Annotated in this window: 18 protein-coding genes; 3 read left to right on the top strand and 15 right to left on the bottom strand. The window is 71.4% G+C overall.

The window, feature by feature from the left end; all coding sequences use genetic code 11:
* Positions 1 to 64 precede the first annotated feature (64 nt).
* Positions 65 to 874 carry a DUF4184 family protein gene (locus JOE53_RS03775; RefSeq protein WP_204946830.1) on the bottom strand — a complete coding sequence of 270 codons (810 nt, stop codon included), beginning with the start codon at positions 872 to 874 and terminating at the stop codon, positions 65 to 67.
* Positions 875 to 901: 27 nt separating this feature from the next.
* Positions 902 to 2,209, bottom strand: a complete 1,308-nt coding sequence (gene tyrS / locus JOE53_RS03770; RefSeq protein ID WP_204946829.1) for a tyrosine--tRNA ligase — start codon at positions 2,207 to 2,209, stop codon at positions 902 to 904.
* A 60-nt stretch (positions 2,210 to 2,269) separates the two neighbouring features.
* Here tyrS and JOE53_RS03765 point away from each other — a divergent pair, with 60 nt between their 5' ends.
* On the top strand, positions 2,270 to 2,866 hold the full coding sequence (locus JOE53_RS03765) for a hypothetical protein (protein WP_204946828.1): 597 nt from the start codon (positions 2,270 to 2,272) through the stop codon (positions 2,864 to 2,866).
* Positions 2,867 to 2,943: 77 nt separating this feature from the next.
* Here the strand turns inward: JOE53_RS03765 and JOE53_RS03760 are convergent, their stop codons facing one another.
* Complete coding sequence (locus JOE53_RS03760; RefSeq protein ID WP_204946827.1) at positions 2,944 to 3,594, bottom strand: SatD family protein; 651 nt, start codon at positions 3,592 to 3,594, stop codon at positions 2,944 to 2,946.
* Positions 3,595 to 3,685: 91 nt separating this feature from the next.
* Positions 3,686 to 5,125: an argininosuccinate lyase gene (gene argH / locus JOE53_RS03755; RefSeq protein WP_204946826.1), complete on the bottom strand. Its 1,440-nt coding sequence runs from the start codon at positions 5,123 to 5,125 to the stop codon at positions 3,686 to 3,688.
* A gap of 233 nt (positions 5,126 to 5,358) precedes the next feature.
* Between argH and JOE53_RS03750 the strand changes: the two genes are divergently transcribed.
* A complete protein-coding gene (locus JOE53_RS03750; protein ID WP_233449476.1) occupies positions 5,359 to 6,423 on the top strand; it encodes a hypothetical protein in 1,065 nt (354 codons plus the stop codon).
* A 5-nt stretch (positions 6,424 to 6,428) separates the two neighbouring features.
* On the opposite strand, the gene JOE53_RS03745 is transcribed toward JOE53_RS03750, so the two are convergent.
* The 9 genes from JOE53_RS03745 to JOE53_RS03705 form a co-directional block, all read right to left on the bottom strand.
* Positions 6,429 to 7,517: a DUF418 domain-containing protein gene (locus JOE53_RS03745; RefSeq protein WP_204946824.1), complete on the bottom strand. Its 1,089-nt coding sequence runs from the start codon at positions 7,515 to 7,517 to the stop codon at positions 6,429 to 6,431.
* A gap of 25 nt (positions 7,518 to 7,542) precedes the next feature.
* Positions 7,543 to 8,466, bottom strand: a complete 924-nt coding sequence (argF, locus tag JOE53_RS03740) for an ornithine carbamoyltransferase (RefSeq protein WP_005048953.1) — start codon at positions 8,464 to 8,466, stop codon at positions 7,543 to 7,545.
* Positions 8,463 to 9,737 (bottom strand): acetylornithine transaminase, encoded by a 1,275-nt coding sequence (locus JOE53_RS03735; RefSeq protein ID WP_269454331.1) that lies wholly within the window; start codon positions 9,735 to 9,737, stop codon positions 8,463 to 8,465. Before JOE53_RS03735 ends, argF begins: the two co-directional genes overlap by 4 nt.
* Positions 9,734 to 10,636, bottom strand: coding sequence for an acetylglutamate kinase (argB, locus tag JOE53_RS03730; RefSeq protein WP_005048948.1), 903 nt, complete (start codon positions 10,634 to 10,636; stop codon positions 9,734 to 9,736). The genes JOE53_RS03735 and argB overlap by 4 nt, the downstream gene beginning before the upstream one ends.
* Positions 10,633 to 11,790 (bottom strand): bifunctional glutamate N-acetyltransferase/amino-acid acetyltransferase ArgJ, encoded by a 1,158-nt coding sequence (gene argJ / locus JOE53_RS03725; protein ID WP_204946823.1) that lies wholly within the window; start codon positions 11,788 to 11,790, stop codon positions 10,633 to 10,635. The genes argB and argJ overlap by 4 nt, the downstream gene beginning before the upstream one ends.
* The gene (gene argC, locus JOE53_RS03720; protein WP_204946822.1) at positions 11,787 to 12,836 is read right to left on the bottom strand and encodes an N-acetyl-gamma-glutamyl-phosphate reductase; all 1,050 of its coding nucleotides are present in this window, start codon (positions 12,834 to 12,836) and stop codon (positions 11,787 to 11,789) included. The genes argJ and argC overlap by 4 nt, the downstream gene beginning before the upstream one ends.
* A gap of 220 nt (positions 12,837 to 13,056) precedes the next feature.
* Positions 13,057 to 13,920, bottom strand: coding sequence for a Rossmann-fold NAD(P)-binding domain-containing protein (locus tag JOE53_RS03715; protein WP_204946821.1), 864 nt, complete (start codon positions 13,918 to 13,920; stop codon positions 13,057 to 13,059).
* Positions 13,917 to 15,497 carry a hypothetical protein gene (locus tag JOE53_RS03710; RefSeq protein WP_204946820.1) on the bottom strand — a complete coding sequence of 527 codons (1,581 nt, stop codon included), beginning with the start codon at positions 15,495 to 15,497 and terminating at the stop codon, positions 13,917 to 13,919. The genes JOE53_RS03715 and JOE53_RS03710 overlap by 4 nt, the downstream gene beginning before the upstream one ends.
* Positions 15,479 to 16,249: an ABC transporter ATP-binding protein gene (locus tag JOE53_RS03705; protein ID WP_204946819.1), complete on the bottom strand. Its 771-nt coding sequence runs from the start codon at positions 16,247 to 16,249 to the stop codon at positions 15,479 to 15,481. The genes JOE53_RS03710 and JOE53_RS03705 overlap by 19 nt, the downstream gene beginning before the upstream one ends.
* A 59-nt stretch (positions 16,250 to 16,308) precedes the next feature.
* Here JOE53_RS03705 and JOE53_RS03700 point away from each other — a divergent pair, with 59 nt between their 5' ends.
* Positions 16,309 to 17,439 (top strand): AAA family ATPase, encoded by a 1,131-nt coding sequence (locus JOE53_RS03700; protein ID WP_204946818.1) that lies wholly within the window; start codon positions 16,309 to 16,311, stop codon positions 17,437 to 17,439.
* 18 nt (positions 17,440 to 17,457) lie between these two features.
* Here the strand turns inward: JOE53_RS03700 and pheT are convergent, their stop codons facing one another.
* Complete coding sequence (gene pheT, locus JOE53_RS03695) at positions 17,458 to 20,022, bottom strand: phenylalanine--tRNA ligase subunit beta (protein ID WP_204946817.1); 2,565 nt, start codon at positions 20,020 to 20,022, stop codon at positions 17,458 to 17,460.
* A complete protein-coding gene (pheS, locus tag JOE53_RS03690; RefSeq protein ID WP_005048929.1) occupies positions 20,022 to 21,062 on the bottom strand; it encodes a phenylalanine--tRNA ligase subunit alpha in 1,041 nt (346 codons plus the stop codon). The genes pheT and pheS overlap by 1 nt, the downstream gene beginning before the upstream one ends.
* Positions 21,063 to 21,097 lie beyond the last annotated feature (35 nt).

Below are 21,097 nucleotides of genomic sequence, written 5' to 3'. Positions count from 1 at the left end.
GACGGTCACGGTCGCGTTGTACCCCCCCCCGCGACGGGACCATTCGTGCGGCGAGCGGCGGCCGTTACGCGCGGCTTCGCCGGCGGACCACGACGACCACGCACAGCGCCAGGGTCACCGCACCCCAGACCGCGCATGCCGGCGGGAGCACGCGGTAAGCGAGGTGCTGCGCCGTCCACGTGGGGCTGAGGGGTCCGTATGCCGCGAGCCCGATGAGCCATGCGATGACGAGGATGCCGGGGAGTGACAGCCACCACGCGATGCGGATACCCGGCGCGAGGACGCGATCGACGGGTGCTCCGTCGTCGCGGCGGCGCAGCCACGACACGGCGAAGGCGCCCAGGATGACCAGGCCGCCGAAAGATGATCCGTACTGCATCCACTTGTAGCCGAGGAGCGGCCCCCACTGCTGTTCCAGTGCGGGGAAGGCGGCGAGCCCCCAGCGGCCCTCGTGCGTGAACGCGTCCCAGACGATGTGCGAGACGACACCCAGCACAAGCGAGAGGGCCACCAGCACGGAGAACACCGCCGAGTCTCGCCATACGTCATGGCGGGCGCCCTCCCGCGGCACCCGCACGCTCTCCCAGACGGCGCGGCCCACGGCGTCCCAGTCGGTCGGCAGACGCCCGGCCAGCCACCCGGGCGACAGCTCGCGCACGGCCGGCCGCAGCACGGCGTACCAGAGCGCGAGCAGCACGAGAGCGATCAGCGCGGTGAGCGCCACGTTCGTATGCGTTTGCTGGTATGTGAGCGGGGTGCCGCGCAGGAACAGCGGCAGGTCGGGTGCCATCGCGCCCACCGCGATCGCCGCCGGCAGCAGGGGCGTGCGCACGAACGGCAGCGCGACGACGGCGTGGCTCGGAGTGAAGGGCACGGGTGGGTCTCCCCCGATGCGAGGGCGTCAGCGCGCCACGAAGAGGCCGGCGAGGGTCTTCTTGCCGCGGCGCAGCACCGAGACGTCGCCCGGGAGCGCACCCGTCACCACGGCTGCGTCGTCCTCGACCTTGGCGCCGTCGAGCGACACCCCTCCCTGGGCGATCGCGCGGCGCGCCTCGGACAGGCTCGCGACCAGGCCCGTTTCGACGAGCGCCTGCACGACCGGTGTGCCCGGCGCGACCTCGGCGTGCGGCAGCTCCTCGAGCGCGCTGCGCAGCGTCTGCGCGTCGAGCACGGTGAGGTCACCACTGCCGAAGAGCGCCTCGGATGCCGCGATGACCGCCTCCGCGGCATCCGCACCGTGGACGAAGGTCGTCACCTCGAGGGCGAGTCGCTTCTGCGCGGCGCGACGGAACGGCTCGGACGCGACCAACGCGGCGTACTCCTCGATCTCAGCGCGCGTGAGGAACGTGAAGATCTTCAGGCGGTCCACGACGTCGGCATCCGCCGTCGACAGCCAGAACTGGTACATGCGGTACGGGCTGCACATCGCTGCGTCCAGCCAGATCGCGTTGCCCTCGCTCTTGCCGAACTTGGTGCCGTCGCTGTTCGTGATCAGCGGCGTGCCGATCGCGTGGACGCTCACGCCCTCGACCCGGTGAATGAGGTCAGCGCCGCTCGTGAGGTTGCCCCACTGATCGCTGCCGCCGGTCTGCAGCACGCAGTCGTACTGGCGGTAGAGCTCCAGGTAGTCCATGCCCTGCAGGATCTGGTAGCTGAACTCGGTGTAGCTGATGCCGGCCTCGGAGTTCAGGCGGGCGCTGACGGCATCCTTCTTGAGCATCGTGCCGACGCGGTAGTGCTTGCCGATCTCACGCAGGAAGTCGATCGCCGACAGCGGCGCCGTCCAGTCGAGGTTGTTGACCATGCGGGCCGCGTTGTCGCCCTCGAAACTCAGGAATCGCTCGACCTGCGCACGGAGGTATCCGACCCACTCGGCGACGGTGTCCTTCGTATTGAGCGTGCGCTCCGCGGTGGGCCGAGGGTCGCCGATCAGCCCGGTCGAGCCACCGACGAGACCCAGCGGCTTGTGCCCGGCCAGCTGCAGCCGGCGCAGCAGCAGCAGCTGCACGAGGTTGCCCAGGTGCAGGCTCGGCGCGGTCGGGTCGAAGCCGCAGTAATACGTGATCGGGTCCCCGGCGAGCAGGGCGCGCAGCGCCTCCTGATCGGTGGACACATGCACCAGGCCACGCCACACGATCTCGTCCCAGACGTTCTCGAACGACGGGTCGTTGGCGGGCGCCAGAGCGCTCACAGCGACGGTTTCAGACACGCGGTCCAGGCTATCAGCGGCGGGCACGGCCCCGTCCGAGGGCCGTGCCAGACTGACGCCATGGACATCCAGGCCGAGGCGATCGCCATCGCCGTGCTGACGATCTTCCTGTTCCTCGCGCTGTGCGCCGCGCTCGTGCTCGTCACGGTGGCGCTGCGCACGCCGGCGGCCGCACCGCTCGGCGTCGCGGGCGGACTGGTCGTGCTGTGCCTCATCGTCGTGGCGGTGCTGCCGTACGACGTGCCAGTGCTGTTCGGCGCCGTCCTCGCCGTCCTCGGCACGGCGCTCGCGACGCTCGGCGGCAACCCGTTCACCCGGTGGATCCTCGGCGTCGCCGACGGCGGGCGCACGGCGGAGGGGCCTCGCGGCGGCATCCTGGTCGAGCTCATGGCGGACAGCGCCGCAGCGACCCCGCCTCGGCAGGAGGAGATCCTGCGCGGGGGCACCACGATCGGCTACCTGGAACGGGCATCTGTGACGCTCGGCATCCTCGCCGGCTTCCCCGGCGTCGTCGCCGTGGTCGTGGCACTCAAGGGCGTGGGCCGGTTCACGGAGCTCGCGACCCCCGCCGCACGCGAGCGGTTCATCGTCGGCACGATGGCGAGCCTGCTGTGGGCGTGCGCGGTGGCCGGTGTCATCCGGCTCGCGATCTGGTGACGCGGCTCGAGTCTCAGGCGCTGCCCGGCACGCGCGCGACGGGGTCTCAGCCGCTGCGGCATGCGCATCGCGGGGTCTCAGGCGCTCCCCGGCATGGCGCCGAGCGCGCGCAGCCCTTCGATGAGGGCCGCGCCGTCCGCTGTCGCCAGCGCCTGGGACACCGCCGGCTGGGTGATCCCCTCGGCATCCGCCAACTCGCGCTGGGTGCGTCCCTCCCAGCGCCCGCGGACGAGGCGCCGGGTGCGAGGAGTGAGCTGAGCAAACGCGCGGTCGCGCACCAGCAGCCCGGCATTGGCCACCCGCACCAGCTCGGCAACCTCCGCGGGGGCCTCGTCTGGGGCGGCGACCCAGGTGCGCGCGCTCGGGGCGGCACGACGCGCGAGGCGCTCGACGTGCTCGATCGCCGCGCGGGCCGCCCACCACGCCTCCCCCTCCGACAGCGGACCCGCCGCCGACGGGATGGACTGGATCTCGCCGAGGCCGATGCCGAAGCGCAGTTCGATCGTCTCGGGCAGGGTGAGCTGGAGGAGCAACGTCGCCGTCAGGGCTCCTGCGAGATCGGGATACACCCCCTGCAGTTCGTCGCCCACGGTCGGGAGCATGGCACGCACAGCCCGGGGCCCCGCTGCCGCAAGGTCGGCGAGCGCCGCGTCGAGCGCGCGCTGCGCCGCGACACGGTCCTCGAGCTCACGCGAGCCGACGATATCGGCGATGACGGCGGCGACCATGACATCAGTCTTCCACTGATGTCGACGTAAGATCAAGCTTTTGCTGATAAGTCCGATTCGAGAAGCTCAGGACTTATTGCTTGCAACGAGTTCAGCCAGCCTCACCGCGCAGCGCATGCAGCGCCGCCTGCGCGCGGGCGATGAGCTCGGCGCGTTGCTCCGCCACCCTGACCCCGGCCGTGCCGCCGACGCCGGTGCGGCTCGCCACCGAACCCTCGATCGACAGGACATCACGGACCGCCGGCACCAGGTGTGCGGAGACCTGCGCGAGCAGCGCGTCGTCGGCATCCTCGAGCCCGATCCCCCGCTCTTCACAGGCGCGCACCAGCGCGCCCGAGATCTCATGCGCATCGCGGAACGGCACGCCCTGCTTCACGAGCCACTCGGCGACGTCGGTCGCGAGGGAGAAACCCGCCGGGGCGAGCTCGGCCATCCGGTCGGTGTCGAAACGGAGAGTCGCGATCATGCCGGCGAAGGCGGGCAGTACGACCTCGAGGGTCGCGACGGAATCGAAGACCGGCTCCTTGTCCTCCTGCAGGTCGCGGTTGTATGCGAGCGGCAGCGCCTTGAGCGTGGCGAGCAGGCCCGACAGGTTGCCGATGAGGCGCCCTGCCTTGCCGCGGGCGAGCTCGGCGATGTCGGGGTTCTTCTTCTGCGGCATGATGCTGGAGCCCGTGGAGTAGCCGTCGTCGAGCGTGACGAAGCCGAACTCGCGGGTGTTCCAGATGATGACGTCCTCAGCGAAGCGCGAGATGTCGACGGCGATCATCGCCGCGATGAAGGCGAACTCCGCCACGACGTCGCGCGAACTCGTGCCATCGAGCGAGTTCTCCGCGGGTCGCGCGAGGCCGAGCCGGTCGGCGACGAGCTGCGGATCGAGGCCGAGGGTGGCGCCGGCGAGCGCTCCCCCGCCGTAGGGCGAGACCGATGCCCGCGCCGCCCAGTCACGGAGCCGCTCGAGATCGCGAACGAGGGGCCAGCCGTGGGCCTGCAGGTGGTGGGCCAGCAGGATCGGCTGCGCGTGCTGCAGGTGGGTGCGCCCCGGCATGATCGCCTCGGCGTGCGCCTCGGCCTGCGACACGATGGCATCGACGACACGCAGGAGATCGCGGGCGATCACGCGGGCGTGGTCGAGCAGGTACAGCCGCACGAGAGTGGCGATCTGATCGTTGCGGCTCCGACCCGCGCGGAGCTTGCCGCCGAGCGCCGGACCGATCTCGGCGATGAGGGCGGCTTCCAGCGCGCCGTGCACGTCCTCATCCGTCGGCTGGGCGACCAGTGAGCCGTCGGCGACCGCCGCCGCGAGGGCATCGAGCCCCGCGTGCATCCGCGCCTCTTCGTCGGCGGTGAGGTACCCGGCGGCGGCGAGCGCCGCGGCGTGCGCGTGCGAACCGGCGATGTCGTAGAGCGCGAGCACCCAATCGAAGTGCGTGGAACGGCTGAGGGTCGCAAGTTCCGGTGAGGGCCCCGACGCGAAGCGTGCCCCCCAGAGTGCGCCGTCGTTCGTGCCGTGCGGTGTCGTTTCGCTCACCGCACCAGCCTAGCGAGCACCGCGCCGACGCTCCGCCCGGTGCGCTCCGCACGGCGCAGAGCCCGCCGCAGCGCGTTCATCCGTCCCGACGTGCCGCATCGCGGCATCCGATGCGACCAGACGAGACGGATGAGCGAGCCGCGGACCCCTCCCCACACCGCCCCGCCGCTCACGTATGCACAGATGCCGCCGCCCGACCCGTCGCGCGCGAGGAGGCGCGCCACGCTGCGATGATGAGTCGTCGCCCGTCGCCGCTGCCCGACAGCCTTCCGGAGTCGTTCTCCGTCGCGCAGGCGCAGGATGCCGGGGTATCGCCGCGCCGGCTCCGCGCGCGCGATCTGGCCTCGCCGTTCCGGGGCGTGCGATCGCGGCCTCCGGCGGAGTCCGCGGCTGCGGTGGACGATGACGCGTCGCCCGCTGCGAACGAGAATGCGCGGCTGCGGCTGACGATCCAGCGGGCGGCGCGCGCGTATGCGGCCCGGGCGGTCCCCGGCATCCTGTACACCCACGTCACGGCGGCGGTGATCTGGGATCTGCCGCTTCCGCTGCGGCTGCTGCGTCGCGGCGCCGAAGCGATCGACGTCGCCGTGCTCGGCGAGCGGCGAGCACCGAAGGGCGTGGGTGTGCGGGGCCATCAGCTGCGCGCCGAGCTCACGAGGACCGGCGTGCGGCGCGGGTTGCGCGTGGCCGCGCCGGCATCGGTGTGGGTGCAGCTGGCTCCGCTGCTGTCGGTGGGCGAGCTCGTCGAGCTGGGCGACGCCGTCGTGCACATCCCGCGGCGACGGGGGATGCATCGCGGCACGCCCGCTGACGCCTTGGCGGCGCGTGACGACCTGGTGGAGGCGATGGAGGCCGGCCGCCGCGTCGGTGCTGCGCGACTGCGCGCGGCGCTGGGGCTGATCCGGGTCGGGGCGGCCTCGCCACCGGAGACGCGGATACGTCTCGCGTGCGTGCGCCGGCAGCTACCCGAGCCTCTCCTCGACGTCGACGTGTTCGGCGTGGACGGCAGACCCATCGGCTTCACCGAACTGGCTTTCCCGGACCACGGCGTCCTCGTGGAGTACGAGGGCGATCACCACCGCCGATCGCCGAAGCAATGGCAGCGCGACATCGAGAAGCACGCGGCCTGCGTGGCCGCGGGATGGGAGGTCGTGCGCCTGACGGCCGCAGACCTGCATCGGGACGCTGCGCCCGCTGCCGCGAAGATCGCCGCAGCGTTGGCTCGCGGCGAGCTTCGCCGTTCATCCGTCCCGTGGGGTCGTGTCGCCGCTGCAGATGCGGCGGGAGGGGACGGATGAACGACTCAACCGCGGATGACCGCGCGGGTGGCGTATGCCAGGGCGCGTTCCAGGGGGCCCCGACCGACGACGAGGGCCCACGCGGTGCAGAACACGAGCGTCGCGCCGACGAACGGCCAGAACGGCTGCAGGGCGCGAAAGCCCGACAAGTCGCCGACGTCGCCCAGGGCAAGGGAGGCCCACACGGCCCACGCGACGATCTGGCCGACGTACGCGGTGAGCGGCATCGATCCCACGGCGCGCACGGGCAGCAGCACGATGCGCGCGGGCGTGCGGCAGATCAGCAGGCACAAGCCCACGACCGCCAGGGCGAAGCCGCCCGACCCGACCGTCTCGAGCACACCGCCGGAGTGGGCACCGTCGGCCAGCACACGTCCGAGGTAGGAGTCCTCGGGCAGGTCGATGACCGTGGATGCCGCGGCGGCGGCCATCGCGCACGCCGCGCCACCGACGACCAGCGCGACGAGAGTGCGCAGGGAGCGCAAGTCGGAGCGTGCGGCGGCCAGCCCCGCGATCAGGAAGGCCGCCCACACGAGGAAGGGATAGTGCCAGCCCAGCAGCAGAACGAGGTCGCCACCGATCGTCCCGGCGTCCACGAGCGCCCGATCCGCCAGTGGCAGAACCCAGGGGGCGCCGACGCCGATGACGGCGGCGAGCACCCAGAGGGTGGATGCCGACAGGCGCAGCAGCGGCACCGCGAGGAGGAACAGGATGCCGTAGGCCGGCAGGATCATGTAGACCGGCACACCCGTGGCATTCAGCAGCATCCCGATGCCCCAGATGATCGCCGCCCGCACGACCAGGCGTCGCCGCGCGACGACGAGCGCGCGACCCGTCGCGGGCCTGCTCCCCGCGCTCGCCCGCGCACCGGTCATGAGAGCGATCGAGACTCCCGCGAGCGTCGCGAACAAGATCGAGGACCGCCCGTTGACGAGATCGACCCACGTCGCGGGCTGCGCAGCATCGAAATGGGCGATCACCAGCAGGTGCGCGGCGAACATCCCGAACACCGCGAGACCCCGCGCGAGATCGACGCCGGCGAGCCTGCCGTCGCCATCCAACGTGCGCGCGCGGAGCGGACGGGGGGCCGTCATCGTCGTCCCACCGTCCGCATCCCGATCACTGCTGGCGCAACAGCCAGACCAGCAGGGCCTTCTGGGCGTGCAGCCGGTTCTCCGCCTCATCCCAGACCACACTCTGCGGTCCGTCGATGACCTCGGCATCCACCTCGTAGCCGCGGTCGGCGGGGAGGCAGTGGATGAAGATCGCGTCGGGATCGGCGAGGTCCATCGTCTCCTGCGTGACCTTGTATCCGCCGAGGTCGTGGACGCGCTGGATCTTCTCCTCCTCCTTGCCCATCGACACCCAGGTGTCGGTGACGATGACGTCGGAGCCGGCGGCCGCCTCGGCCGGATCGGTGAAGAGCGTGACCGAGCCGCCGGTCGTCGCCGCGATGCGATCGGCATCGGCGATGACGTCGGCGCGGGGGGCATACGCGGCGGGCGAGGCGACGCGCACGTGCATGCCGGCTGTGACGCCGGCCAGCACATAGGAGTGCCCCATGTTGGAGGTGCCGTCGCCGAAGAACGTGAGGGTCAGACCCTTCAGCTCGCCCTTGTGCTCGCGGATGGTGAGCAGGTCGGCGAGCAGCTGGCACGGGTGGAAGTCATCGCTGAGGGCGTTGATCACCGGAACGGTCGTGCCGCGCGCCATCTCCTCCAGGCCCGCCTGCGCGTAGGTGCGCCACACGATGGCCGCGACCTGGCGCTCCAGCACCCGCGCGGTGTCGGACGGCGTCTCCTTGCCCCCGAGCTGGCTGTTGGCGGTCGAGATGATCAGCGGCGATCCGCCGAGATCGGCGATGCCCACCGCGAACGACACGCGCGTGCGCGTCGAGCTCTTGTCGAAGATGACCGCCACGGTCTGGGGGCCTTCGAGGGGCTTCAGCTTCCAGCGATCCTTCTTCAGGGCGACGGCCAGATCGAGGATCTCGGCCTGCTCGGCCGGGGTGAGATCGTCATCGCGGAGCAGGTGGCGGGTCATGCGGAGGCCTCCGGGGTCGAGGGGTCGGACGCGTCGAGCACGAGGGCGTCGGCGACGGTCGCGAGGGAGCGGGTGAACAGGTCGATGAACTCGTCGATCTCGACGTCGCCGATGGTCAGCGCGGGCGCGATGCGGATCGTGCTGTCGTTGGCAGCGTTGACGATGAGGCCGTGCTGCTGCGCGGCGGCGACGAGCGCGCCGGCCACGGGATGCCGCAGCGCGACGCCCAGCAGCAGACCGCGTCCGCGGCATCCTTCGATCAGTGCGGAGTCGATCTGAGCGATCGCGGCGCGCAGCTGCTCGCCGCGGACGGCGGCGTTGGCGACGAGTCCCGCGCGATCGATCTCGCCGAGCACGGCCAGGGAGGTCGCCGTCGCGAGCGGATTGCCGCCGAAGGTCGAGCCGTGCGTGCCCGGGTAGAAGAGGTCGCTGGCGGCGCCGAAGGTGATGAGCGCGCCGATCGGGAAGCCGCCGCCGATGCCCTTGGCGACGGTGATCGCGTCGGGCACGATGTCCTCGTGCTGGAAGGCGAACCAGGCGCCGGTGCGACCCGCGCCCGTCTGGATCTCATCGACGATCAGCAGCGCACCGTGACGCGCGGTGATCTCGCGTGCCGCGGTGAGGTATCCCTCCGGCAGCGGCACGACACCCGCCTCACCCTTGATCGGCTCGACGAACAGGGCCGCCACGTCGTCGTCCATGGCCGCCTCGAGGGCTTCCACCGTCGAGTCGAGGAACTCGACCCCGGGGACCATCGGCAGGAACGGTGCCTGCATGTACGGCTTTCCGGTGAGGGCGAGCGTTCCCATCGTGCGGCCGTGGAACGCATCCTTCAGCGCCAGGATGCGGGGGCGCGCGGCGCGCGCGTCCGTCGCCGCGCCGTGCAGGCGGGCGAGCTTGAACGCGGCCTCGTTCGCTTCGGCGCCCGAGTTCGCGAAGTACACGCGTCCGGTGTCTGCGGCACCCGACAGGCGCTTGAGCTCGGCGGCCAGTGCCAGCTGCGGCGGCGTCGCGAAGAAGTTCGACACGTGCGACAGCGTCGCGGCCTGGCGCGACACGGCCTCCACGAAGACGGGGTGTGCGTGACCGAGCGAGGTGACGGCGATGCCGCCGAGGAAATCGAGGTAGCGGCGTCCGTCCGCGTCCCACAGCGACGACCCCTCGCCGCGGACGAACAGAGCCATCCGGTCGCCGGCGTTGCGGACGAGGTCGCGCCCGGCGTCCTCCTGCCACATCGTCGCTGCCGTCGTCTGCTCCTGTACGCCGCTCACTGCGCCACCACCTCTGTTCCGATTCCCTGTTCCGTGAAGACCTCGACCAGCACCGAATGGGGCTGGCGTCCGTCGATGATCGCCGCCGTGTCGACGCCGCCGTCGACGGCGTCGAGGCACGCCTGCATCTTCGGGATCATGCCCGACTCCAGCCGCGGCAGCATCGCGCGCAGCTCATCGGCGGTCAGATGCGAGACCAGCGAGTCGCGATTCGGCCAGTCGGCGTAGAGGCCCGCGACATCCGTGAGCACGACGAGCTTCGCCGCGCCCAGCGCGACGGCCAGAGCGGCTGCCGCGGCATCCGCGTTGACGTTCAGCGAGTGCCCGGGGTTGTCCAGGTCGGGTGCGATCGAGGAGACCACCGGGATACGACCGGCGGCGAGCTGGTCGAGCACCGGCTGCGGGTCGACGCGGACGACATCGCCGACGGCGCCGAGGTCGTGCTCGGTGCCGTCGATCACCACGCCGCGCCGCCGCCCCTGGAAGAGCCCCGCATCCTCCCCCGACACCCCGACGGCGAAGGGGCCGAACGCGTTGATGCGCCCGACCAGCTGCGGGTTCACCTGACCGGTGAGCACCATCCGCACGACGCTGATCGCCTCGGTCGAGGTCACCCGGTAGCCGCCCTTGAACTCGCTGGGGATGGCGAGCCGATCGAGCATCTGCGAGATCTGCGGGCCTCCCCCGTGCACGACGACCGGCTTGACACCGACGAACCGGAGGTACGCGATGTCCTGCGCGAACGCGTCCTGCAACTCTTCGGAGACCATGGCGTTGCCGCCGTACTTGATCACGATGATCTGCTCGCGGAAGCGCTGCAGCCACGGCAGCGACTCGATGAGGACGGCGGCCTTCTCGGCGGCTTCCTCGGGCGTGGTCTGCTGGATCTTGCCAGTCATGAGCTGTACGCGCTGTTCTCGTGCACGTAGTCGTGCGTCAGGTCGTTCGTGAAGATCGTCGCCTCCTCCTCGCCCTCCTTGAGGTCGATGAGCACGTCGGTCGCGCGCGGCGTGAGGTCGACCTCCTCCCGGGGGCGGTCCGGTGCGCCCGCGCTGCACAGTCGCACCCCGTTGAAGCTGACGTCGACGGCGTACGGATCGAAGGCCGCCTGCGTCGTCCCGATCGCGGCCAGCACGCGGCCCCAGTTGGGGTCGTTTCCGAAGATCGCGGCCTTGAAGAGGTTGTTGCGTGCGACGGAGCGCCCCACCTCGACGGCGTCGTCCTCGGATGCCGCGCCCACCACCCGGATGGTGATGTCGTGGCTCGCACCCTCGGCATCCGCCTGGAGCTGTCGAGCGAGACTCGTGCACACCTCGACGAGAGCCGCACGGAACGCGTCCGCGTCGGGCGTCACGCCGCTCGCGCCACTGACCATCAGCGTCACCTGATCGTTGGTCGACATGCAGCCGTCGGAGTCGAGTCGGTCGAAGCTCACCCGGGTGGCGGCGCGCAGATGCGCATCCGCCTCGTCGGCCGACAGCACCGCGTCGGTCGCGATGACCACGAGCATCGTGGCAAGGCCCGGAGCGAGCATCCCCGCACCCTTGGCCATCGCCCCGATGGTCCACCCGTCACCGGCGAAGACAGCGGTCTTGGGTACGGTGTCGGTCGTCATGATGGCGCGCGCCGCGTGGTCGCCGCCGTCGTCCGAGAGGGCGGAGATCGCCGCCTCGGTACCGGCAAGGACCTTCCCGCGGAAGACCTCGTCGCCCGTGCCGATGAGCCCGGTGGAGCACACGAGCACGTCGCCGGGGCTGATGCTCAGCAGCTCGGCGGCCTTCTCCGCCGTCTGATGAGTGGTCTGGAAACCGAACGCCCCGGTGAAGCAGTTGGCGCCGCCCGAGTTGAGCACGATCGCCTCGACGGTGCCGTCCTGAATGGCCTGCTGCGACCACAGGATCGGGTTGGCCTTGGCACGATTGCTGGTGAACACGGCGGCTCCGACCTTCAGCGGGCCGCGGTTGACGACGACGGCGACGTCGGGCCTGCCGGTCGATTTGAGACCGGCCACGACGCCGGCGGCGGCGAATCCTGCAGGGGCGGTGACGCTCACGGTGCCACTCCGTTCACGGTCAGACCCGTGGCCTCGGGAAGGCCCAGGGCGATGTTCATCGACTGGATGGCGGCACCGGCGGTGCCCTTGACGAGGTTGTCGACGGCCGTCACGACGACGACGCGGTTCGCGGCGCGGTCGACCGCGAGTCCGACGAGGGCGGTGTTGGCGCCCAGAACGTCCGCCGTGCGGGGGAACTGCCCCTCGGGCAGCAGCTGCACGAACGTCTCACCGTCGTACGCGCTCTCCCAGGCCGAGCGGATCTCGGCATCCGTCACGCCGTCCACGATCGGTGCCGTGGAGGTGGCCAGGATGCCGCGGGCCATCGGCACCAGCACCGGCGTGAACGAGACGCGGGCATCGGGAGCACCGGCGGCCGCGAGCGCCTGCTGGATCTCGGGGATGTGGCGGTGCGTGCCGCCGACGGCATACGGGTTCGCGGTGCCGAGGATCTCGGAGGCGAGCAGGTTCGTCTTCAGGCTCTTACCCGCCCCGGAGGACCCCACGGCCAGCACGCTGACGATGTCGCGGGCATCGATGACGCCGGCCGCGACGCCGGGGACGAGGCTCAGCGCCACCGTGGAGGCGTTGCAGCCCGGGGCGGCGATGCGGGAGGCGCCGACGAGGTGCTCACGCTGCTTCTGCCCGCCCGCGCCGACGATCAGCTCCGGCACGCCGTAGGTCCACGGCTCGTGGAAGGCGCCGCCGTAGAACGCGTCCCACGCCGCCGGCGAGATCAGACGGTGGTCGGCACCGGCGTCGATGACCAGGGGCGTGTCGGCGAGCGCGTCGGTGTACTGACCGGACTGACCGTGCGGGAGCGCGAGGAAGACCACGTCGTGGCCCGCGAGCACCTCGGGCGTCGTCGGCTGCAGGGTGAGGTCGGCCAGCGAACGCAGGTGGGGCTGATGCTGGATGAGCGCATCGCCGGCGTTGCTGTGCGCGGTGACGGTGCGGATGTGGACGTCGGGATGAGCGGCGAGGAGGCGCAGGATCTCGCCGCCGGCATAGCCGGAAGCGCCGGAGACGGCGACCGAAAGGGTCATTGTTCAACCTTATTGTGACGTGAGTCGGCAAACGGTGGGCTCGAAGCGGCGACACCGGCGACTCGACCCGTCACGACGACAGGGAGCTCGCGGGGTCGCCTAGAGTCGGCGGCCGTCCTGACGTCGGCGCGCGCGCAGCACCGTGGCAACGGTGACGGGACCGGCGGCGTGCATGCGGAGACGCTATCGCGCGGCGCGTCGTCGCCGCAAATCGATGCCGTCACTGCGCAAGGGCATCGAGGAGCTCGCGCTCGTCGGCGCGCGTGAGCCCGGCGGAGCGGGGACGGTCCAGTCCCCGTTCGCGCTCATCGGCGAGCACGCGCCGCAGCACGTCCTCCAGCGGCCTGTGGCGTCCGCCGAGAATGCGATAGGTGCCATTGGCGCGAGTCGCGAAGCCGGGCACATCGTCGGGCAGCCACAGCGGCAGCGATCGCTCCCCCGCCCAGTACCCCACGCCGTGCGCGACGAGCCACGGCGCGGATGCCGGGACGAGCGCACCGGTGTGACCGGCGACGCTGCGAGCGATGGCGAGCACCGCCTCCAGCGGAAGACTGTCGCCGACGGCATTGACGGCACCGGTGAAGCGCGCCGCGCCCACCTCGACCACGAAGTCGGTCAGGTCGTCGACGTCGATCACCTGCACCCGCGCGCCGGGTGCGTCGGGAATCAGCACGGGCTCGGCCGCCGCGGCGGCGAGGCGGGCGACCCCGTAGCCGAAGCGATCGGTGGGGTCACCCTGGCCGACGATCAGTCCCGGGCGCACCACGGCCGCACGGCGGCCGAGGGCGGCTGTCACGGCCTGCTCGGCGGCGGCCTTCTCGCGCCGGTAGTCGTACGGGTCGCCGGGTTCGGCGGCGACGGCGAGGGCGGCGGACTCGTCGGCGCCCGCCACGTCCCACTCGCGATCCGCGACGGCGGTGTAGGCATCGTCGCGCTCCCGATCGGCGACGACCAGCCGGGTGCCGGCCGGCGCGTCGCGGCCGCCGCGGGCGAGTACCGTCACGGCGGCACCGGCATCCCGCCAGCGCCGGGCGATCCGGCCCGAAAGCCAGCCGGTGCCGCCGAGGATCAGAACATCGGTCATGTCGTCGGGAAGGCCCTGATGCGCTGGAGCAGGTCAGGACCGGTGCGATCCAGCGTCCGGCCGCCGAGCCACACCCCCAGGACCGCGGCGCCCCCGCCGACGACGATGCCGACGACGAGCGCCACCCACCCCCAGACGGCCGCGCCGGTGATGAACCCGGCGACGGCGAACGCGATAGCCGGCGCTCCGATGACGAGGCAGGCGCCCATCACGACGAACACGAGCAGACCGGTCAGGAACGTCTGGCCCGGCACGCTCTTGAACGGGCTGTCGCCGGGGGCGGCGACCGGCGTCACGAGCAGAGCGGAGGACACGGCCGAGACGCCGTAGCCGCCGAGCACCAGCCCCAGCGAGGCGCCGAGGATGCCGGGCAGATGTTCGAGCCGGCCGCCGACGGCCGTGGTCACGACGGCGAGCAGCACGATCAGCGGGATGCCGATGCTCGCGGCGCCGAGAAGGCGTCCCAGGCGGTCGTCGCGGCCGCGGATGCCGGTCGCGAGCACCGAGGCGAAAGCGGTGCCGTCGTAGGAGACGTCGGTGTAGCCGGAGAGGCACAGCACGAGAGCGACGAGCACCGCCGAGCTCGAGAACATGAACCCGTCGATACCGCTCGTGAACGCGAACAGCAGCGGGAACAGCGGCACGATCAGCAGTTGGCGGAGGTATCGCGGATCGCGCAGCCACGCCGTGAGCGATCGCGCCCAGGTCGCGCCGACGCCGCCGGTGGGCATGCGGCCGAACAGCCCCAGCGCCCCCGAGCGGGCCACCTTCGCCGCGCGCTGCCGCGGCGTCGTGACGGCGCCGCGAAGAGCGCGCGCCCACAGCAGCCAGAGCGCGGCGAGCGTCGCCGCGGCGATGAGCAGACGTGCCACGGCGCTCACCCCCTGTCCGGCCGCGACGTCGGCGGGGACGGCCCACACCGCGCCGATGGGCGTCCACCCGAGCACGTCCGCGATCCGCGGTATCCGGTCGCGGACGTCGGCGGTGGAGGTGAGGGCGAGGGTCCCGGTCACCATCGGGCCGGCCATGATCAGCAGGATGAGCACGATCGTGCCCACGAACTCGCGGCCGCGGCGGTTGCCGCCGAGACCGCTGGACAGCGCCGAGACGAGTCGGGAGGCGACGACGCACGTGAGCACGCCGAGGACGATGCAGACGACCGCGGCGATCGCGGCGAGGGGCCAGCGCACCCACAGCGCGATCGTCGCGAGAGCGGCGATCGACGTGGCGATCCCGGGGATCCCGGTGACGCCTGTGGCGGTCAGTGCAGCCATGATCTGCGTCGCGCTGAGCGGGAACGGGGCGAGCTTCTCGGCATCCACCGTCGTGTCCATCCCCGCGATCAGCACGGGTCCCAGCACCCACCCGAGCACGAGCGCGGATCCGCCGATCACGACCGTGGCCCGCGCCGCCTCGAGGCCCTGGAACACCGCGACGGCGACGAGGCCCGCGACCACGGACGTGAGGATGCCGAGCGCCCAGAGAATGCCGAAGCAGAAGCCGACCAGCTGCCAGGGGCGACGCGCGAGGCTGTTGCCGAGGATGCGGTACCTCAGCCTCAGGACTGTCGCAACCACTGCGGTCCCTCCGACGTGTGGCGACCTCCCACGAGCGAGAGGAAACGGTCCTGCAGGCTCTCACCCGCGCGCACCTCGTCGACCGTTCCGGCGGCCAGGACGCGACCGGCCGCGATGACGGCGACGTGGTCGCACATACGCTGCACGAGGTCCATCGAGTGGCTGGAGATGATGATCGTGCCGCCCGAGGACGTGTAGGAGCGCAGGACGTCCTCGATGTTGGCCGCCGAGACCGGGTCGACCGATTCGAACGGCTCGTCGAGCACCAGGAGACGCGGCGCGTGCACCAGTGCGCACGCAAGCGCGACCTTCTTCGTCATGCCCGCGGAGTAGTCGGCGACGATCGTTCCGGCGGCCTCGCCGAGGTCCATCAGAGCGATCAGGTCGGCCACGCGAGGCGCGATCTGATCGCGCGGCACCGAGAACATCATCGCCGTGTAGGTGATGAGCTGCTCGCCCGTGAGTCGATCGAACAGACGGACGCCGTCAGCGAGGTTGCCGATGAGGGCTTTGGCGCGCACGGGGTCGGCCCACACGTCGACGCCGTGCACCCAGGCGCCGCCGGCGTCGGGTCGCAACAGGCCGGTGGCCATCGACAGTGTCGTCGTCTTTCCGGCCCCGTTGGGCCCGACCAGCCCGTAGAACGATCCGGCGGGAACGACCAGGTCGACGCCGCCCACCGCGGTCTTGTCGCCGAAGCGCTTCACGAGGCCTGCAAGCTGCAGGGCGGGCACCATCTGCGTATCAGTCATCCCCGCCGAGCCTAGCCCGACCTCTGCGGGGTGTCGGAAGGCTCCGGCACGATGACCGCATGCTGCAGACCCTCGCCGTCGCCGGTTACCGCTCCCTCCGGGATGTCGTGGTGCCTCTGGGCGGGCTCACCGTGGTCACCGGCCCCAACGGGTCGGGAAAGTCCAACCTCTACCGCGCACTGCGCCTTCTCGCCGCCGCAGCGCGTGGCGAGGTGATCGGTGCCGTGGCGCGCGAGGGAGGACTGCCGTCCGTCCTGTGGGCGGGTCCGGAGAACGGCGGCACTCAGGGCACGGTGCGCCGTGGCCCGATCGCCCTCAGGCTGGGGTTCTCCTCCGACGAGCTCGGCTACCTCATCGACCTCGGCATCCCGCAGTCCGACCCTTCCGTCGCCAACCCGTTCGCCCGCGACCCGGAGATCAAGCGCGAGCAGGTCTTCGCCGGTCCGGTGGCCAAACCCGCGGCGCTGCTGATCGATCGGCGGCGACAGAGCACACGTGTGCGCGAGGGCGGATGGACCGAGCTCGACCAGCGTCTCGCGCCCTACGAGAGCATCGTGACCGACCTGGCCGACGGCGATACCGCGCCCGAGCTGCTGGCGCTGCGGCGCACGATGGGCGGGTGGCGGTTCTACGACCATTTCCGCGTGGATGCCGAGGCTCCCGCGCGCCGGCCGCAGGTCGGGACGCGCACCCAGACGCTGTCGCACGACGGGGCGACGCTGGCGGCCACGTGGGCTACGATCGTGGATGCCGGCCACGGCGACGCCCTGGACCGGGCCGTCCGCGACGCCTTCCCGGGGTCCCGCGTGGAGGTCCAGGCGAACGAGGGCCTGTTCCGTCTGGTCCTGCACCAGAGCGGCCTGCTCCGCCCGCTGGAGGCGGCGGAACTGTCGGACGGAACGCTGCGCTATCTCCTGTTGTGCACGGCCCTCCTGCCGGCGCGGCCCGCGCCGCTGCTGGTGCTCAACGAGCCGGAGGCGAGCCTGCATGTGTCGCTGCTCGCACCCCTCGCCCGGCTGATCCAGCATGCCGCCCAGCACACGCAGGTGCTCGTCGTCTCGCACGCGCGGGAGCTGGTCGAGGCACTCCCGGCGACGGCTCGCGTCGAGTTGCGCAAGGATCAGAACGGCACCGCCGTCGTCGGCCAAGGGTTCATAGACGTTCCCGCCTGGCATTGGGGGTCGCGGTGAACGGACCCCGAGGCCGCACTACTCCCGGATGCTCGCCCCGAAACGCTCGGCGGCCACCGCCACGCCGGCCAGCTTGGCCTCCGTGGCTTCGGCAGCGGTGAGCGTGCGGTCCGGTGCCCGGAACCGCAGCGCGAACGTGAGGCTCTTGGTGCCCTCGACGAGCCCGCCGCCGCGGTAGTCGTCGACGAGGCGAACGGCCTCCAGCAACGCGCCCGCGCCCTCGCGCAGTGCCGACTCGACATCTCCCGCGACGACGTCTTCTGCGACCACGAGGGAGACGTCCTGCGTCGCGGCCGGATACCCCGACAGCGACGGCGCCACGTCGGGCGCACCCGCGAGGCGCAGGATGAGGTCGAGGTCGAGCTCGGCGACGTAGACGGCTCCGTGCAGGTCGGCGTCGGCGGCCACCTGCGGCAGCACCTGTCCGACGTAGCCGACCTCCTGACCGGCGACCGTCAGGATGCCCGCACGGCCGGGGTGGAGCGCGGCGCGCTGCCCCTGCGCGACCTCGATCCGCACGCCCGCGCCGGCCGCGATAGCCTGCACGGCGCCGAGGACGTCCGAGAGGTCGGCGGCGACGGGGCTGTGGCCGGGCTGCTTGGCCACGACGTCGCCGGTGAGCAGGACGGCCACGTGGCGCGGCTGCGGCGGCAGCGCGGTGTTCAGAGCGGCGAGCGTCTCGTCGTCCGGACGCACGGCCAGCGGCGGCACGGTGTCGGTGCCGTAGACGACGCCCTCCTCGGGCATGAACACGAGCCCCGTCTCGAACAGCGCGAGATCGGCGAAGCCGCGCGCCTGGTTGCGGTGCGCGACCTGAAGCAGCCCCGGGACGAGCGAACGGCGCAGATACGGAGCCTGGCCGTCGAGGGGGTTCGCGAGCTTGACGGACGCCATCGGGTCCCCCGACGCCGACCCGTGCAGCGCGTTGGCCTCCGCCGTGGAGAACGGGAAGGACGGAGTCTCGACGAAGCCGGCGGCGGCGAGCGCGTTGGCCACGCGACGTCGCCCCTTTTGCAGCGGTGTGAGGCCGCGACCGGAGGGCGGAGTCGGCAGCACCGACGGGATCCGCTCGAGTCCGTGGATGCGCGCGACCTCCTCGGCGAGCGTCCACTTGTCGGTGAGGTCCGGACGCCACGTCGGCGGGATGACGAACCATCCCCCACCGGGGATGTCCGCCGGCTCCTCCCCGTCGAGCACCAGGGCCTCGGCGAAGGCCTGGTCGACGTCGGTCACCTCACAGCCCACCATCTCCAGCGCGTCGATGATCTCGGCATCCGTGTAGTCGACGCCGATGAGGCCCGGGATGAAGGGCCGAGGCAGCTCGATGCCGTCGACGACGACCTCGCCGAACACCGCACCGCCGAACTCCGGATCGAGAGTGCCGCCGGCAAGCTCGACCATGAGGTCGGCGACGCGGCGGGCTGCCACGAACGGCAGCAGCGGGTCGACGCCGCGCTCGAAGCGGCGGGAGGCCTCCGAGGGCAGCTTGTGGCGACGGGCCGTCCGGGCGATCGTGGTGGGATCGAAAATCGCCGCCTCGACGAGGACGTTGCGCGTGGCGTCCGTCATCTCCGTCGTGCCGCCGCCCATCACGCCGGCGAGGCCGATCGGGCCGGAATCGTCGGTGATGAGCAGGTCCTCGGCGCTGAGCGTGCGCTCTTTGCCGTCGAGGGTTGTGAGCTTCTCCCCCTCGCCGGCGCGCCGGACGGTGATGCCGCCCTGCAGCCTGTCGAGGTCGTACCCGTGGATCGGGTTGCCGAGCTCCAGCATGACGTAGTTGGTGATGTCGATCAGGATGCCGAGCGAGCGGATGCCGGCGAGGGCCAACCGCGCCACCATCCAGGGCGGTGTCGGCCGCGCCGGGTCGACCCCGCGAACCACGCGGGCGACGAACTCGCTGGCCCCGACGCGGCCGCGCAGCGGCGCACGGTCGTCCACGACGATCGCGAATCCGGAGCCGGGCTGGACGTCGTCCCACGCGTGGGCGGCGGGGTCGGAGAAGGCGGCACCGGTCGCGTGCGAGTACTCACGGGCGATGCCACGGATCGACAGGGCGTAGCCACGGTCAGGGGTGACGTTGACGTCGACGGCGACGTCGTCGAGGCCCAGCAGGGCGATCGCGTCGGTGCCGACCTCCGGATCGAGGCCCAGCTCGACGAGCCGCAGGATGCCGTTGTGCTCGTCACCCAGCCCGAGCTCGCGGGCCGAGGCGATCATGCCGTCCGAGACGTGACCGTAGGTCTTGCGCGCGGAGATCGGGAAGGGCCCCGGAAGGGTGGCACCGGGCAGGGAGACGACGACCTTGTCCCCTTCGACGAAGTTGGACGCGCCGCAGACGATGCCGCGGACGCCACCGTTCGCCGCGCCGACATCCACCTGGCACCAGCGGATCGTCTTGCCGTTGGACTGCGGCTCCGCTTCGAAGGAGAGCACCTGGCCGACCACGACCGGTCCGCTGATCTCGAAGCCGATCGCCTCTTCCTCCTCGAAGCCCACCGACACGAGCGCCGCGAAGACGTCGTCGGTCGTGGCGCCCTCGGGAAGCTCGACGTACTCACGCAGCCACGACAGAGGGACGCGCATCAGACCACCATTCCGAACTGCTCACTGAAGCGGACATCGCCCTCGGCCATGTCACGCATGTCCTGCACGTCCGAGCGGAACATGAGCGTGCGCTCGATGCCCATTCCGAACGCGAACCCCGAGTAGACCTCGGGGTCGATCCCGGCCGCGCGCAGCACGTTCGGGTTGACCATTCCGCAGCCGCCCCACTCGATCCAGCGCGGCCCGCCCTTGAACGTGGGGTGCCAGAGATCGAGCTCGGCGGACGGCTCGGTGAAGGGGAAGTAGTTGGTGCGAAAGCGCGTTTTCGCCTCGGCGCCGAAGAGCACCTTCGCCGCGTGATCCAGCGTGCCCTTGAGGTTCGCCATCGTGATGCCCTTGTCGACGACGAGGCCCTCGAACTGGTGGAAGGCCGGCAGGTGCGTCGCATCGAACTCGTCGGTGCGGTAAACACGTCCGGGCGAGAGCACGTAGATGGGAAGGTCGCGCTCGAGCATCGATCGCATCTGCACCGGGCTGGTCTGCGTGCGCAGCACGAGGTGCCGCGCGATCGGATCAACGAAGAAGGTGTCCTGCAGCTGGCGCGCCGGGTGATCGATGTCGAAGTTCAGCCCGTCGAAGTTGTACCACTCGTGCTCGAGCTCGGGCCCCTCGGCGATCTCCCATCCCATGCCGACGAACAGGTCGGCGATCTCCTCCTGCAGAAGAGACACGGGATGCCGAGCCCCGACACGCGCTCGCGGTGAGATCGCGGTGATGTCGACGCGCTCGGCTTCGAGCCGGGCAGCAGACTCCGCGGCTGCGAGCTCCTCCTCGCGGGCGGCGAGCGCCTGCGCGAGGCGGCCGCGAGCCTGGCCGACGAGCTTGCCGAACGCCGCCTTCTGATCGTTCGGCACATGGCGCAGCTGGGCGTTCAGCTGGGCGAGTGGCGAGCCCTCGCCGGCGTGAGCGGCACGAGCGGTCTTCAGCTCGAGCGTGGAGCCTGCCGCGGCGACCGCTGACAGCGCGTCCGCGACAGCGGCATCGACGTTCTCTGGAGTGATCTCGGGTGCGTCAGACACAAGAGAGGAGTCTACCGGGGGGGGCGGGCAACCAT

Origin of the sequence: Microbacterium laevaniformans, assembly GCF_016907555.1 — a bacterium.
Taxonomy (GTDB): domain Bacteria; phylum Actinomycetota; class Actinomycetes; order Actinomycetales; family Microbacteriaceae; genus Microbacterium; species Microbacterium laevaniformans.
The sequence above is the reverse complement of the archived record's forward strand: the minus strand, read 5'-3'. Positions and strand labels throughout refer to the sequence as shown.

Bases quoted from the DNA above. Each gene is read 5' to 3' on its own strand.
- JOE53_RS03765 (WP_204946828.1), top strand. From the start codon at position 2,270: ATGGACATCCAGGCCGAGGCGATCGCCATCGCCGTGCTGACGATCTTC.
- JOE53_RS03760 (WP_204946827.1), bottom strand. From the start codon at position 3,594: ATGGTCGCCGCCGTCATCGCCGATATCGTCGGCTCGCGTGAGCTCGAG.
- JOE53_RS03750 (WP_233449476.1), top strand. From the start codon at position 5,359: ATGAGTCGTCGCCCGTCGCCGCTGCCCGACAGCCTTCCGGAGTCGTTC.
- JOE53_RS03745 (WP_204946824.1), bottom strand. From the start codon at position 7,517: ATGACGGCCCCCCGTCCGCTCCGCGCGCGCACGTTGGATGGCGACGGC.
- argF (WP_005048953.1), bottom strand. From the start codon at position 8,466: ATGACCCGCCACCTGCTCCGCGATGACGATCTCACCCCGGCCGAGCAG.
- argB (WP_005048948.1), bottom strand. From the start codon at position 10,636: ATGACTGGCAAGATCCAGCAGACCACGCCCGAGGAAGCCGCCGAGAAG.
- argC (WP_204946822.1), bottom strand. From the start codon at position 12,836: ATGACCCTTTCGGTCGCCGTCTCCGGCGCTTCCGGCTATGCCGGCGGC.
- JOE53_RS03715 (WP_204946821.1), bottom strand. From the start codon at position 13,920: ATGACCGATGTTCTGATCCTCGGCGGCACCGGCTGGCTTTCGGGCCGG.
- JOE53_RS03705 (WP_204946819.1), bottom strand. From the start codon at position 16,249: ATGACTGATACGCAGATGGTGCCCGCCCTGCAGCTTGCAGGCCTCGTG.
- JOE53_RS03700 (WP_204946818.1), top strand. From the start codon at position 16,309: ATGCTGCAGACCCTCGCCGTCGCCGGTTACCGCTCCCTCCGGGATGTC.
- pheT (WP_204946817.1), bottom strand. From the start codon at position 20,022: ATGCGCGTCCCTCTGTCGTGGCTGCGTGAGTACGTCGAGCTTCCCGAG.